This window comes from Clostridium homopropionicum DSM 5847 (assembly GCF_001263795.1).
Classification (GTDB): domain Bacteria; phylum Bacillota; class Clostridia; order Clostridiales; family Clostridiaceae; genus Clostridium_H; species Clostridium_H homopropionicum.
Map to the genome: position 1 here is coordinate 32397 of NZ_LHUR01000018.1, position 15314 is coordinate 47710.

The 15314-nt window shown below is 29.3% G+C and carries 18 protein-coding genes and 2 tRNA genes; 18 read left to right on the top strand and 2 right to left on the bottom strand.

All coding sequences use genetic code 11. From position 1 onward, the window contains the following. Positions 1-77 precede the first annotated feature (77 nt). Positions 78-1421, top strand: coding sequence for an FAD-dependent oxidoreductase (locus CLHOM_RS06640; RefSeq protein WP_052220925.1), 1344 nt, complete (start codon positions 78-80; stop codon positions 1419-1421). 64 nt (positions 1422-1485) lie between these two features. Here CLHOM_RS06640 and CLHOM_RS06645 read toward each other — a convergent pair. Together CLHOM_RS06645 and CLHOM_RS06650 are read right to left on the bottom strand one after the other, a co-directional pair. Continuing rightward, positions 1486-1572 (bottom strand) — tRNA-Leu (locus CLHOM_RS06645). Between the two features lie 294 nt (positions 1573-1866). Continuing rightward, complete coding sequence (locus tag CLHOM_RS06650; protein ID WP_052220926.1) at positions 1867-2661, bottom strand: TIGR00266 family protein; 795 nt, start codon at positions 2659-2661, stop codon at positions 1867-1869. 203 nt (positions 2662-2864) lie between these two features. Between CLHOM_RS06650 and polA the strand changes: the two genes are divergently transcribed. From polA to mreD, 17 genes are all read left to right on the top strand, one after another. Further along, positions 2865-5510: a DNA polymerase I gene (polA, locus tag CLHOM_RS06655; RefSeq protein ID WP_052220927.1), complete on the top strand. Its 2646-nt coding sequence runs from the start codon at positions 2865-2867 to the stop codon at positions 5508-5510. 11 nt (positions 5511-5521) lie between these two features. After that, positions 5522-6127: a dephospho-CoA kinase gene (coaE, locus tag CLHOM_RS06660; protein ID WP_052221028.1), complete on the top strand. Its 606-nt coding sequence runs from the start codon at positions 5522-5524 to the stop codon at positions 6125-6127. Beyond that, positions 6127-6735: a lytic transglycosylase domain-containing protein gene (locus tag CLHOM_RS06665; RefSeq protein WP_052220928.1), complete on the top strand. Its 609-nt coding sequence runs from the start codon at positions 6127-6129 to the stop codon at positions 6733-6735. Before coaE ends, CLHOM_RS06665 begins: the two co-directional genes overlap by 1 nt. A gap of 60 nt (positions 6736-6795) precedes the next feature. After that, positions 6796-6880 (top strand) — tRNA-Leu (locus tag CLHOM_RS06670). Positions 6881-7068: 188 nt separating this feature from the next. After that, positions 7069-7461, top strand: coding sequence for a bacteriohemerythrin (locus CLHOM_RS06675; RefSeq protein ID WP_052220929.1), 393 nt, complete (start codon positions 7069-7071; stop codon positions 7459-7461). A 181-nt stretch (positions 7462-7642) separates the two neighbouring features. Next, positions 7643-8086, top strand: a complete 444-nt coding sequence (locus CLHOM_RS06680) for a hypothetical protein (RefSeq protein ID WP_052220930.1) — start codon at positions 7643-7645, stop codon at positions 8084-8086. A 9-nt stretch (positions 8087-8095) separates the two neighbouring features. Continuing rightward, positions 8096-8533: an ACT domain-containing protein gene (locus CLHOM_RS06685; protein ID WP_052220931.1), complete on the top strand. Its 438-nt coding sequence runs from the start codon at positions 8096-8098 to the stop codon at positions 8531-8533. Positions 8534-8610: 77 nt separating this feature from the next. After that, complete coding sequence (locus CLHOM_RS06690) at positions 8611-8979, top strand: hypothetical protein (RefSeq protein ID WP_052220932.1); 369 nt, start codon at positions 8611-8613, stop codon at positions 8977-8979. Positions 8980-9074: 95 nt separating this feature from the next. Next, the gene (locus CLHOM_RS06695; RefSeq protein ID WP_052220933.1) at positions 9075-9578 is read left to right on the top strand and encodes a GNAT family N-acetyltransferase; all 504 of its coding nucleotides are present in this window, start codon (positions 9075-9077) and stop codon (positions 9576-9578) included. A 157-nt stretch (positions 9579-9735) separates the two neighbouring features. Continuing rightward, positions 9736-10317, top strand: coding sequence for a C40 family peptidase (locus tag CLHOM_RS06700; protein ID WP_052220934.1), 582 nt, complete (start codon positions 9736-9738; stop codon positions 10315-10317). Between the two features lie 127 nt (positions 10318-10444). Then, positions 10445-11149: an SPOR domain-containing protein gene (locus tag CLHOM_RS06705; protein WP_052220935.1), complete on the top strand. Its 705-nt coding sequence runs from the start codon at positions 10445-10447 to the stop codon at positions 11147-11149. Positions 11150-11292: 143 nt separating this feature from the next. Next, entirely contained in the window at positions 11293-11553 is a 261-nt protein-coding gene (locus CLHOM_RS06710) for a DUF4321 domain-containing protein (protein WP_052220936.1), read from the top strand. Between the two features lie 10 nt (positions 11554-11563). After that, the gene (locus CLHOM_RS06715; protein WP_052220937.1) at positions 11564-12139 is read left to right on the top strand and encodes a Maf-like protein; all 576 of its coding nucleotides are present in this window, start codon (positions 11564-11566) and stop codon (positions 12137-12139) included. 12 nt (positions 12140-12151) lie between these two features. Continuing rightward, positions 12152-12838: a RadC family protein gene (radC, locus tag CLHOM_RS06720; protein WP_052220938.1), complete on the top strand. Its 687-nt coding sequence runs from the start codon at positions 12152-12154 to the stop codon at positions 12836-12838. A 52-nt stretch (positions 12839-12890) separates the two neighbouring features. Continuing rightward, the gene (locus tag CLHOM_RS06725; protein WP_175478673.1) at positions 12891-13952 is read left to right on the top strand and encodes a rod shape-determining protein; all 1062 of its coding nucleotides are present in this window, start codon (positions 12891-12893) and stop codon (positions 13950-13952) included. 9 nt (positions 13953-13961) lie between these two features. After that, entirely contained in the window at positions 13962-14807 is an 846-nt protein-coding gene (gene mreC, locus CLHOM_RS06730; protein WP_052220939.1) for a rod shape-determining protein MreC, read from the top strand. Positions 14808-14818: 11 nt separating this feature from the next. After that, entirely contained in the window at positions 14819-15310 is a 492-nt protein-coding gene (gene mreD / locus CLHOM_RS06735; protein ID WP_052220940.1) for a rod shape-determining protein MreD, read from the top strand. The last annotated feature ends 4 nt before the right edge of the window (positions 15311-15314 follow it).

A 15314-nucleotide genomic window follows, 5' to 3' on the forward strand; every position in this document is an offset into this window, starting at 1 on the left:
GGATTAATATTAAATTAGCAAATGCCAAATTTGATATTAATCCTTATTTAATAAGTAATAGAAGTGGAGGGGGAAAAATGATTAAAACAGATATTTTAATAATAGGAGGAAGTGCAGGTGGAATACTTACTGCCACCACAGCTAAAAAGGTATTTACAGATAAAAAGGTAATGCTTATAAGAAAAACTAAGACAGTCATGGTTCCTTGCGGAATACCTTACATATTTGGAACATTAAAAGATGCAGGTAAAAATAGAATACCAGATGCAATGATATTAAATGCAGGAGTTGAGCTTTTAATAGACGAAGTTGTAAAAATTGATAAGGAAAACAAGATTGCATCTTTAGCAGAAAATGAAGAAATATCTTACGATAAGCTAGTAATTGCAACAGGTTCACTTCCAATTATACCTAAGTTTATTAATGGATATGATTTAAACAATGTATTCCCAATTCTAAAGGATGAAGAGTATTTAAATGATATCTTAAATAAATTAGTTAATATGCAAAACATAGTAGTAATCGGTGGAGGATTTATTGGTGTAGAATTTGCAGAGCAACTAAAAAAAGATGGTAAAAATGTAACTATTGTTGAAGTGGCAGAAAAATGCTTATGGCAGGCTTTTGATAATAAAATTTGTGATATTGCTGAACAAGAAATGAAGGAAAATAACATTAATGTTATGACAGGCATTAAGGTGAAAAATATTTTAGGCAATGAAAAAGTTGAAGAAGTTGAACTTGAAAATGGAGAAAGAATAAAAGCAGATGCAGTTATTCTAGGTATGGGAGTTGTTCCTAATTCAAATATAGCAAAAGAAGCAGGAATAAAGGTCAATGAAAAGAGTGCGATAGTTGTAGATGAATATATGAGAACTAGCGAAAAAGATATATTTGCAGTAGGAGATTGTGCTGAAAAGACATGTCTATTTACTAATAAAAATATTCCAATATTACTTGCATCTACTGCTGCTATGGAAGCAAAAGTGGCAGCTTGTAATCTATATGGATTAAAATATTTAAGGGAAAATAAAGGAACTATAAGTGCATTTTCAACAAAAATATTTAATAAATCCTTTGGAGCTGCTGGACTTACAGAAAGAAGAGCTAAAGAAGAAGGATTTGAAGTAATTGTAGGAAAGTTTACAACTATGGACAAGCATCCAGGTTCCCTTCCAGGAACAAACACATTAGATTTAACTTTAATATTTGTGAGAACTTCTGGAGTACTTATAGGAGCACAAATATCTGGTGGAGAAAGCGTTGGTGAAATGATTAATATATTGAGTTTAGCCATCCAGAAAGGTTTAACTGCTAATGAACTAAATACTTTCCAAGTTGCTACTCATCCACTTCTTACATCTTCACCTATTGCATATCCAATAAATGCAGCATCTTTAGATGCTTTAACAAAATATTAGAAAGATAAAACAATTAAAAAGGACTTTGGATACTAATCCAAAGTCCTTAAATCGTTAATAAAATTGGTGCCGAAGGCGGGACTTGAACCCGCACGCTGTTGCCAGCGATGGATTTTGAGTCCATTGCGTCTGCCGATTCCACCACTTCGGCGCATTTGACGAATATTATAATATCATATTGCCAAAATTAAGTCAAGAAATGTTTTTGTGACATATACTGAGAATTTTACGACGTAAAATTCTTAGTGACCAGTAACCAATTTCCAGTAACCAGTAAAGGAAGTTTTGCGAAGCAAAACTAGAATTTTATATGAGCGTAGCTCATTATGCTTATTGTAGCTTGCTACAATGGCGGATTTTATAATTATGCTACGCTTAATTATTTCATTTACTGGTCACTGGAAACTGGTCACTGGTTACTTAAGAAAAATGCTTCGCATTTTTCTTATTTTCCATCTAAAATATCTCCTAAGAACCCTAAGGCACTTCCTTCACCTGTTCTTTTTCCTCCAACCATTGGTGCAGAAGATATTATTTTATCTGCTAGCCTGCTAAATGGTAAAGATTGAATCCATACAGAACCAGGTCCTGTAACTGTAGCAAAGAATAAACCTTCACCGCTAAAGAAAGCTGATTTTATTCCACCAATATATTGAATATCATAATGAACATCCTTTGTCATGGCTACAAGGCAGCCAGTATCAATTTTAAGAATTTCTCCAGGCATTAGCTTTTTCTCAATAATAGTTCCGCTAGCATGAACAAAGGCAAGGCCGTCTCCTTCAAGCTTTTGAAGTATAAATCCTTCACCGCCAAAGAAGCCAACTCCAAGTTTTCTCCTAAAGTCAATTCCTATAGAAACACCTTTAGCTGCACATAAAAAAGCATCTTTTTGACATATAATTTTTCCACCATATTTACTTAAATCCATAGGAATTATTTTACCAGGATAAGGTGATGCAAAGCTGACACTTTGTCTTCCAACTCCAAGGTTTGTAAACATAGTCATAAATAAGCTTTCACCAGTTAGAACTCTTTTACCTGCTCCAAAAAGCTTATTCATGAATCCTGGACCTTCACTGCCAGTTCCATCTCCAAAAATTGTTTCTAATTGAATTGAAGAATCCATCATCATCATTGCTCCAGCTTCAGCAACAACACTTTCATGAGGATCCAGTTGAATCTCAACAAATTGCATATCATCTCCGTATATTTTATAATCTATTTCATGGGCATTCATGTTATTACCTCCCTCGTATAGTAAAATATAGTTATATTCTATCAAAATATGAAAATTAATTAAAGTGACTTATGTCATTAGAATATGATAATTTAAGTATTAATATTTATTATTTTCACAGCAAGGTTGATATAAATAGAGAAAATAGGTAAACTAGTTATAACGTATGAAATAGAAGATGCAAATTTTTTTGGAGGTTTATAATGAAAAAAGAGAGATTATTAATACTTGACGGACATAGTCTTATGTATAGAGCGTTTTTTGCACTACCTCAATTTACTACTTCCGAAGGTATTCATACCAATGCAATATATGGATTTATAAAAATGCTTTTGAAAATGAGGGAGGAATTAAAGCCAGATTACATTGTCACAGCCTTCGATAAAAAAGCACCTACTTTTAGACATGAGAAATATGAAAATTACAAGGCTGGTAGAGAAAAAATGCCAGAAGAACTAAGAGGACAGTTTTCAATTTTGAAAGAATTTCTTCAAATGTTAGCAATTAATATATTTGAAATTGATGGCTTTGAAGCAGATGACATAATTGGTACTCTTTCAAAATATGCTGAAGAAAAAGATATAGAAGTATATATAGTAACAGGTGATAGAGATGCACTGCAACTTGCAACAGACAATGTAAAAGTCGTAATAAATAAAAAGGGTATGAGTGAAAAAGAAATTTACGATAGAAATAGAATGATTCAGGAATTTGGTGTTACTCCAACTGAATTTATAGATGTAAAAGGGTTAATGGGCGATAAATCTGATAATATACCAGGGGTTCCAGGCGTAGGAAGTAAAACTGCCTATAAACTAATAGCTGAATATGGTAGTATTGAAAACTTATTAGAAAACATAGAAAGTGTAAAGGGGAAAAAACTAAAAGAAAATCTTATAGAAAATACTGAACAAGCAATTTTTAGTAAAAAGTTAGCAACAATAATGACTGATGTTCCAATTGATATAGTTTTAGAAGATATAAAATCAAAGGAAAGCTACAACAAAGAAGGAATTAAAGAATTATTTAAAAAACTTGAATTTAAATCACTTATGGGTGCTTTAGATGATGATGGCGATAAAGAAGTCACTAACATAGAAGATAAAAATATAAAAGAAACAAAGGAGTCTTTTATATTTGAAGTAATAGATTCATTAGAAAGTTTGAAAGAGGTCTTAGAAAGTATAGAAAATACAATTTATATGCAGTTTGAATTTTTAAATCCAAATATATTTTCAAAAGTAGAATTCAATAAATTTTATTTGAAAAATAACGATATTACATATTGCATAATGATAAAGAAAATAAAGGATGCAAATTCAGAAGAAACAATAGCACTTTTAAAAAACTTTTTTGAAAATGAAAAAATACAAAAGGTATGTCACGATTGTAAAATGGCATATGTGGCCTTAAACAAAGATAATATTTTTATTAAGGGGCTTATTTTTGATACAAAAATAGCTGCTTATTTGATAAAGCCTGAAAGTAAGGATTATATTATTAGCGAATTAGTAAAAGAAAAATTAAATGTAGAATTATCTGGTGAAGCAGATGAAATAAAATCCAAAGAGGTATTCTATTTAAAATCACTGTTTGAAGAGTTAAATAAAGAAATTCACCAGTTGGAAATGGAAAGACTGTTTGAACAGGTGGAGCTGCCGCTTATTGAGGTCTTAGCTTCAATGGAGACCTTAGGATTTAAGGTGGATAAGGATAGACTAGTTGAAATAGGGGAAAAATTCAAAATAAAAATTCAAGAACTTGAAAAAGAAATATTCTCTTTGGCTGAAGAAGAATTTAATATTAAATCTCCTAAGCAGTTAGGGAAAATATTATTCGAAAAGCTTGACTTGCCTACTGTTAAAAAGACTAAAACGGGATATTCTACAAATGCTGAAGTTCTAGAAAAGCTTAAAGCTAAACATCCAATAATACCTAAAATTTTAGAGTATAGACAAATTACTAAACTGGATTCAACTTATGTAGAAGGTTTAAAAAATGTCATTGATGAAGACAATAAAATTCATTCAAGTTTTCATCAGACTGTAACAACTACAGGAAGGCTTTCAAGTACTGAGCCTAACTTGCAAAACATACCAATTAAGTATGAGATGGGAAGGGAAATAAGAAAAGTATTTGTTCCTGAAAATGATAATTGTTTAATATTATCAGCAGACTATTCTCAAATTGAGTTAAGAGTTCTGGCTCATATTGCTAAGGATGAAAAATTTATAAATGCTTTTAAGAATCATGAGGATATTCATAGAAGAACAGCCTCAGAGGTATTTAAAGTAGATATAGATAAGGTTACTCCATTAATGAGAAGTAATGCTAAAGCAGTAAATTTTGGGATAGTTTATGGTATAGGGTCTTTTAGTTTAGCCGAAGATATAAATGTTTCAAGAAAAGAGGCTCAAGCTTATATAGATGCATATTTTGAAAGATATCCTATGGTTAAGAGGTATATTGATGAAGTAATAAAACAGGCACATAAAGATGGATATGTAAAAACTATAATGAATAGAAGAAGATTTATACCAGAAGTACAGTCGAGCAATAAAATATTAAGAGCCTTTGGGGAAAGACTGGCAATGAATACACCAATACAAGGCAGTGCTGCTGATATAATAAAGCTTGCTATGGTAAATGTATATAAAGAATTAAAAGACAGAAAGTTAAAAACTTCTTTAATACTTCAGGTTCATGATGAATTGATACTAAATGTTTATAAGGATGAATTAGAAGAGGTTAAAAAAATTATTATTGACAAAATGGAAAAGGCAATGGAATTATCTGTACCGCTTGAGGCAGATATAAATATAGGGAATAACTGGTATGAGGCTAAATAATGGAGGTTATTATGATAAAAGTTGGACTTACAGGGGGAATTGGAAGCGGGAAAAGTACCGTATCTAATATTTTAAGGGAACAAAATATCCCTATTATTGATGCAGATATTATATCAAGAGAGGTATTAGAGCTTTATCCAGAGATAATTGAGAAAATTAAAACTGATTTTGGATTTGAATTTGTAGATGAAAATGGGAAATTAAAGAGACGCGAATTTGGAAACTACATTTTTAAAAATAAAACACACAGGATAAATTATGAAAAAATAATAATACCATTTATAAAAACAGAAATATTTAAAAGATTAGATCAATACAATGAATTAGGAGAAGAAATATGTATTGTAGATGCACCTACCTTAATTGAGCATTCCATTCATGAGGATATGGATGCTAACATTTTAGTATGGGTATGCAGAGAAATTCAGATAGACAGAGTTATTAAAAGGGACTTACTTGAAGAACACCAGGTATTAGATAGAATAAATTCTCAAATGACACTTGAAGAAAAAAAGTCGAAGGTAAATTTTATAATAGATAACTCTGGAGATCTTAAAAAAACTAGAGAACAAATTAATAAAATTTTAGCAGCTATAAAAAATATTAGGGAGGAGTAATGAAAAAAAATAGAAAAAAGTCAATGATATTTGTATTGATCTTAACTTTATTATTAGTAGTTTTAAATTTAAAAAACATAGTAAAAACTTTTTATCCTCTAAACTACAAAGAATATATAGAAACATATTCAAATGAGTATAATTTGAATCCACTATTTGTGGCCGCTGTAATTAAAGCAGAAAGTAATTTTCAAGTAGATGCAGTTTCAAAAAGAGATGCTAGAGGACTTATGCAAATCACACCTTCTACTGCAAAATGGGCCGCATCCAAATTAAGAATAGATAATTTTGATATAAATAGCTTGTATGACCCTGAGTTAAATATCAAAATTGGATGTTGGTATCTAAATGATCTTTGTAAAGAATTTGGCACTGATACTACTGTGATTTTAGCGGCATATAATGGTGGCAGAGGGAACGTTAATAAGTGGCTAAGTAATAAAGAATACTCTAAAGATGGAAAAAAATTAGATTACATACCCTTTAAAGAAACAGACCAATATGTAAAAAAGATAGAAGTAAATTATAATATTTATAAGTTCTTATATGGCCAAGATGGAGATTATATAAAGTTTTTAAAATTAGTTTTTTCTAAATTTTTATTATAAGACTATTGACAGTGTGTATTATGATAGTATAATTATATAGGTAAATATTATTTATACTATGCAGGAGTGGCGGAATGGGCAGACGCGTGCGTTTAAGGGGCGCATACCGCGAGGTGTATGGGTTCAAGTCCCATCTTCTGCACCAAACCGATTTAGAAAGTTTTTCTAAATCGGTTTATTTTTTTTATTTTTATAACATATATTTACAAAAATTTATAAAAAAAATTCGATATTTTTAATAATTCAATAAAATATTTACATATTTTACTTGAACATCATTAATCATGGTGATATAATCTTGAATAAATTACAATTTTGAGGGGGATATTGTATATGTTTAAATGGAAAGAGGATTATAGTATTGGAGTGGAATTAATAGACACTCAGCATGAAGAATTGTTCAATATTGCAAATAAGGCATATGAGCTTTTAAAAAATGATTTCTTTACTGATAAATATGACAAAATCATTGAAATATTAGAGGAATTAAAAGAGTATACAATTTTTCATTTTAAAACTGAAGAAGAATTTATGTTAAATAAAAAATATAAAAAATTCTTCTCTCACAAAATTGAACATGATAATTTTATACAAAAAATTAATAATGTTGATTTAAAAAAGGTTGATCAAGAACAGCAAAAGTATTTAATGGATATACTAGAATTTGTAGTGCAATGGATTAATCAGCACATTCTAGAAAGAGACAAGTTTATTATGGTTGACTAATTTCAATTAATTTAGTAAGCTGTGATTTTTAATTAACACCCCAGTGGGTGTATTTTTTATGTCCACTTATTTTACTTGAATAAGAGTTATAAAAAATAGTATAATACATGAAAGTATTTTTTTTAAAATCCATTCATAATAGTAATTATAATATAAAACAATTTAGTTTATTGAGGGAAAAATGAATTACAATAAAAATAGTAAAGATAATAAAGTTGATAAGGACAAAACTAATTTGTTAGATGAAAAAGCAAAAAATCAAGATGATAAAAATATGATTCAATGCCAAAAGTCAGATGATAAACTAAGCGAAAGTATACAGGATGCAACTGATATTTTAACTAATATTAATATAATAAAAGATGAACTTTGCAAATTACCATTAGACCCATGTGAAAAGGAAATTTATGAAAATAACCTATTTCCTATGTTGAATTTATTATATTATCTTTCTAATGTATCAGTTAATCTAGCAAATAGTGCAAATACCTTAACTAATTCAACAATTGTATTTAGGAAAAAATCTGAAATAAAGGATACTATAAATTTGGTTTATGATATTAATAAAAAATGTGAGAAAGTATACGAAGTATTAGAAAAACGAATAGATAAATTTATTTATTAGTTAGGAGGAATTATGGATAAATACTTAATAATTAATACACAAATATTGCCAGATATATTTGAAAAGGTTTTACAGGTAAAAGAAATGCTTAGAACTGGCAAAGCTAAAGACATTTCAGATGCAGTAAAGTTAGTTGGAATAAGCAGAAGTTCTTATTATAAATATAAGGACTATGTTTTTTCAGTTGCTGAAGGAACCAATGTTCAAAAGGCTACAATAGGATTCCTTCTATCTCACAAAGCAGGTACCTTATCAAGAATATTAGATAGAATGGCACAGGTTAACGGAAATATATTAACCATTAATCAAGATATTCCTGTAAATAATGCTGCTAACGTTACAATTACATTGGATATTTCAGCAATGAACGTTGAATTAAATACTTTTATTGAGGAAGTAGAGAATATGGACAACGTTGTTAAAATAACTTTAATAGCAGTGGAATAAAATTAATTATTGAAGTGTATTTAAATTAGAATTATATGCATAACTTATTAATAAAGGTAAAATTAGGAGGTGCATATATGGAATATAGTAAAGAAGATTTAAAAAACATGAACATAAGTGATGAAAGTGATATAGATATGGAATACGATATGGTCCCAATGCCCATGGCCTTATATAATAATTTTTATGAAATATATGAGCCAAGCTTTATGGCAATTATTCCAGAAATGATGGAGATAGGAGAAGAGTCTTTTCAAAAATTTGGTGATGAATTAACAAGAAAAAAAGATTATACTCCAAATGAAATAAATAGAATACTTATGAAAATAGAACGATACAATCCAGGAGTATTTAGAGAGATGAAAATGTATGGAATGCCATATAAATCTACAAAAGCATTAATTAAAAAAATTATTAGACTTACCTTAATATATGAAGAGAATTGATAATCTTAATAAAAAAAGCCTTCAAGATAAAACTTGAAGGCTTTTTTAAAGGGAAAAATTAATTTTTGTAGAATTAAAATACTGAGGTGTAACTAATGTTTGATATTAAAATAAATTCGGATAAAATTCAAATTACTAGTATAGAAAAAGAAGATTTAGGAAATATATATAGATGGATTACTTGTCAGGTAGAACCTATTAATAATAATTTAGATTTTATAAATGAAGCTGAATTTTATGAAAGATTTATAGAATATTATTTAAATGAATGCGAGTTCTTTCTAAAAATAGAAATACATAATGAATTAACTGGTATTTTAAAGGGAAGAGCAGAGTTTAAAAACCCTAACGAAGTTTGGATTAATTATGTTTTTTTTAGTCAAAAATATAGAAATCTAGGCTTAGGGAGTATAATTTTAAAAGAAATAATAGAATATTTTACTAAAGATTTTGGTATAATAAATTTTTTTGTAAAGATTGAAGAAGATAATTTTAATACATTTGATTTTTGGAAAAAAAATAAATTCATTATTTTGGAATTTTTAGTTGAAAAAGGTAAGAAAAGAAAAGCGATTATGAAAAAAATTGGGAATGTGTGATTTAAAACCAATATTTCTAAAAAAGTTGACAGATATTAATGAAATGGAATATAATAAAAAAAGTAGGTAAAAATAAATAATAATTTGTAACAAAATGAATAACTTTTAATTGACTAATGGAAACGTTAACAATGAAAGGCTCAAAGGAGGAAAAAAAGTGAAGGCTACCCTTAGGAAATTTATAGCTCCATTTTTATTCATTTTAACATTAGGAGTTATAACTTCTTTATACAGCTATGATGCAAAAGCTGACGTCGGAGTCCAATCATCCCAAGGCATTAGTGTTCGTTCCACAAAGGTAGAAAGCAATAGAATCATTAAAGTCCCAGATAAGGAGTCAGAAAGACAACAGTTGTCTAGAGGAAGCAGCAGCGCTTCTTTTCAACTAATCCAATATGCATATAAGTTCTTAGGAAGACCATATGTATGGGCTGCGTCAGGACCTAAAGCATTTGATTGTTCAGGATTTACTTCTTACGTGTATAGTAAATTTGGATATGATCTTCCGCACTATACAGGAGAACAGGTTTCTATGGGAAAATCCATTTCTAGAAGTAATTTAAAAACAGGGGATCTTGTATTTTTCGATACTACTGGCTCAGACAGCCATGTAGGTATATACATAGGAAATGGAAAATTCATTCATGCATCTTCTGGAAAAAGAAAGGTTATGATAAGCGATCTAAGTGAAGCTTATTATAAATCTAGATTTTCGGCAGCAAGAAGAATAATAAGCTAAAAAAGATACATAAAATATATTAATTTAAAAACTCAATCATACTTGATTGAGTTTTTTTAGTATAAAAAAAGTTCCTGCGAAATATTATTATATTAAGTAAATATAATTTGCAACCAGGAGGTAAAAAATGAAATACACTAGAGTTGATTTTAAAAGGAAAAATAGCAAAGGAAGTTTTTTTATTCTATTAATATTAGGTATTTTAATACTTGCATTTATTTCTGGAAGCATAATATCAAAGTTAATAATTAAAAATAACAATATAGACATTAATGCTAAGAGTGTTAGCGAAGTTGAAGGGAAAAAGATTGAAGATAGTATTAGCAAAAATGAAAGTCCAAATGAATTTTTCATTATTCAGTGTGGGGTATTTGCAAACAAAGTGAATGCAGAAGCTTTAAGAGACAAGTTGAGTTTTGCAAAAACTCCTTTTATTATACAACAAGAGGACAAGTATCGAGTAATTCTAGGAATACATACAAAAACAGAAACTGAAGAAATTGTAAAAAAATTAGAAGAAAACAAAATAGAGTTTTCTAAGAAAGCCATAATAATTAATGATAATGATTTATGTAATGCACAAATAAAAGAGATAGTAGATGCAAGGTTGCAAATAATAAATAAATTTAGTAATGAAAAAGTTAAGTCAGTCCAAACAAAACAAATAAAAGAGTGGATATCTAGTTTAAAAGATAGTAATGAGAAAAGCAGTAATTATGCTGTATTAAATGAACTGAAAGAGGATACTAAAAAATTGCCAGATAATCTTGTTGAAAGTGATATGGATAAACAGGTAGCTTTCATCTACAAAATGTTAATAACATTGAAATAATAATAAATAAAGGCATTGAAAATCAGATTTTCAATGCCTTTAAAATTTAAATTAAATTCACAAATTTTATAGACTTATATACTTGTGTATGTTTTTATTAAATGTTAAACTATAAAAGATAAACAGGTTAAAAGGAGTAAAAGATGGTTAGGGGTAGTGGAAAAAATGGTTTTTTAATCTTTGTAATACTTCTGGGAGGCATATGTGGGAGTTTTCTTGGAGATATCCTTGGAAGTAATATAAAAGCCTTGAGTTTTTTAAATGCTACACATCCAATTGGGACTTCAAGTCCATTTATCTTAAATTTAAAGATAGCTCAAATAACTTTTGGTATCAATTTCTATGTAAATATTATGACTATAATTGGAGTTATTTTGGCAATATTATTATATAGAAAGTACTAGGAGTGATAAAGTGACATTAGTTTTAGCATCAGCATCAGAAAGAAGAAAAGAATTATTAACTCGTCTAACAGAGGAGTTTAATATTATTATAAGCGACTTTGATGAAAGTAAAGTAATTTTTAATGAAGATTGTTCAAAATATGTTATGGATTTAGCAGAAGGTAAGGCTAGGTCTGTAGCTAAAGACTTAAAATATGACGCTTTAATTATAGGTTGCGATACTGTTGTTACATATAATGATGAAGTATTAGGCAAACCTAAGAATGAGGAGGATGCCTTTGAAATGCTTAAGCGATTAAGCGGGAAGATACATAAGGTATACTCGGGTATTGCTATATTTGATACTATAAAATGTAGAGTTATAAGAGACTGTGCATGTACAGAGGTTAAATTTTCAGATATTACTGATGAAGAAATATTAAAATATGTTTCTTCTGGAGAACCCATGGATAAAGCTGGTGCATATGGTATTCAAGGATTCGGGGGTGTATTCGTAGAGTATATTAAAGGAGATTTCTACAACGTTGTAGGACTTCCAATAAATAAACTAAAGTATATGTTAAGGGTGATGGGGGTAAATCTATAAAGGAGTAGTAATATGAATAATGCTATGAAATTAAAGGATTTACCACAAAATGAAAGACCCAGGGAAAGACTTTTAAAATATGGACCAGAAGTATTGTCAAACACTGAACTGCTTGCTATTATACTTAGAACTGGCACTGCAAAAGAAAATGTAATTAATTTAAGCAGTAGAGTTCTGGGTGAAAGTGGAGGAATAAATGGTCTGCTTAGTCTTTTACCTGAAGAAATTATGAATTTAAAGGGAATTGGGAGTGCAAAAGCTTCACAAATTGCTGCAATAGGAGAATTGTCCAAAAGGCTCAAAGCATTTAGATCAGGAGAGCAATTTAAAATTAGTGAACCTAAAGATGCAGCAAGTTTAGTTATGGAAGAAATGAGATACCTAAAAGAAGAGCATTTAAAGGTTATAATGTTAAATACTAAAAATATAGTAATAGGATCTAAGGATGTTTCTATAGGAAGTCTTAATTCATCAATAGTTCACCCAAGAGAAATATTCCTTGAGGCCATTAAAAAAAGTAGTGCAACAATAGTTATATGTCATAATCATCCTTCAGGAGATCCTACGCCAAGTGCTGAGGATATAAATGTAACAAAGAGAATAAAAGAGTGTGGGAAGCTTTTAGGAATAGAATTATTAGATCATATAATAATTGGGAATGGTATTTATATAAGTCTTAAAGACAAGAATGTAGTATAGTCTTTATTAAGAGGGAAGTTTGAAAGGAGAAACAATAGTGGGATTTTTTGGTATGACGAAAGACATGGGTATAGATTTAGGAACAGCGAATACTTTAGTTTATGCTAAAGGGAAAGGTATTGTTTTAAGAGAGCCTTCTGTAGTAGCAATAAATAAACTTACAAATAAGGTTTTAGCTGTAGGAAATGAAGCAAAGCAAATGATAGGAAGAACTCCTGGAAATATAGTTGCTATTAGACCACTAAAGGATGGTGTAATTGCTGACTTTGATATAACAGAAGAAATGCTAAGAAGTTTTATTTCTAAGGTATGCTCAAAATCTGCATTTACAAGTCCAAGGGTAGTTGTATGTTTTCCATCAGGAGTAACTGCTGTAGAAAGAAGAGCCATAGAGGAAGCTAGTAAAAGAGCTGGTGCTAGAGAAGTATACTTAATGGAAGAACCGATGGCTGCTGCTATAGGTGCAGGACTTCCAGTTCAGGAGCCTACAGGAAGTATGGTTGTTGATATTGGTGGAGGAACTACTGAGGTTGCTGTAATTTCTCTTGGAGGAATTGTAACAAGCAAATCTTTGAGAATAGCAGGAGATGAATTAGATCAAGCAATTATTGCTTATATTAAAAAGGAATATAATTTAATGATTGGTGAAAGAACAGCAGAAATAATAAAAATGGAAATAGGTTCTGCTTACGAATTTGATAAAAAAGAAGAAAAAGAGATTGTTGAAGGGGAAGAGGGAGTTACTTTAGAAAAAGAACAGATAGATTCTAATGGATTAAACGTTATGGAAATAAGAGGAAGAGATCTTATCACTGGACTTCCTAAACTAATAACAATTAATGAAGAAGAAGTTAGAGAGGCTTTAAAGGAGCCTGTTGCTGCAATTGTAGATGCTATTAAAACTAACCTTGAAAAAACACCACCAGAATTAGCTTCAGATTTAATGGATAAAGGTATAATGCTTACCGGTGGAGGAGCCTTGTTAAAGGGACTTGATAAACTAATAAATAAGGAAACTCATATGCCAGTACACATAGCAGAATCACCTCTTGATTGTGTTGCAGTAGGTGCAGGAAAAGCTTTGGATAATCTTGATAAAATGAGTAGGAAATAGAATATCGAAATGACTTTTTTTAAGAATAAGCTGACAGTAACTGTAATTGTACTGTCAGTTAGCTTTTTGGTATTAATTGGATACACTGTGAATAAAAAAAATATGACTGCAGCAGAAGATGGTATTGGTAAAGTATTAAACTCAATTCAAGGTGTTGTTTACAAGGTTAATAATGGTCTTAAAAATAATATTAATTTTATAGTTAATTATAGAAAAATAAAAGAGGAAAATAAGCAAATATTAGAAGAAAATTTACAACTAAAAGATAAAGCCTTAAATTATGACGCTTTAAAGAATGAAAACGAAAGACTTAGGCAAATGTTAAATTTTAAAAACCAAAGAACTGAATATGATTATTTAGGCTGTGACATAATAGGTAAAAGCGGTGACAATTGGTTAGACGGTTTTGTAATTAATAGAGGAACAGAAGATGGAGTTAAGGACAGAATGGTTGTAGTGACTGGTGCTGGACTAGTTGGTCAAGTTACCGCTGTAGGCAGTAATTGGGCAATAGTTCAATCTCTTGTTAATGAAAATATTGCAGTTGCAGGAATGTTAAATAGCACAAGAGAAAATGATGGAGTAGTAAAAGGATATAGGGATTATGATGATAAGCTTTTAGCAAAGTTATACTATCTTCCTTTAGATTCATTAGTTAAAGAAGGTGACTTAGTATTAACTTCTGGACTTGGAGGATTATATCCGAAAGGAATTAAAATTGGCACAGTAATTAATGTTGAAGAGGACAAGGGAAAGCTTATAAAAAATGCATTAATAGAGCCTAGTGTAGATTTTAATAAATTAGAAGAATTGTTTATAGTAATTCCTAAAAATAATAGGGAAGTAAAATACTAAGGTGATTAAAAATGAAAAAAATATTTACTGTATCATTTTTGATAATAGCTTTAATGATTTTAGATAATGCATTAATGCCATTTATTTCTATTAAAGGAGTATATCCTAGCTTATTATTTTTATTCGTAATTTGTTATTCAATAGTAAATGGAAGTAAAAGTGCAGTTATACTTGGCATTTTTTCAGGACTATTGCAAGATATATATTTTATCGATGGCGTAGGAATAAATATGCTATTAAACATGATAATGTGCTTAATTGCAGCACAAATAGGAAGTACTATATTTAAAGATAAGATTATTATACCTGTATTAACGTGCATTCTACTGATGCTGCTTAAAGGAATACTAATGCTTATAGTTCTATATATACTAGGAAATCATGTATATCTAAAAGTTATATTATATAGAAGTATATATAGCATACCATTTTCAATTTTTATGTATAGAATAGTATATAAATTATGTGAAAGACCATTTATGGTAAAAAATTGGAGATTCTAGAAAC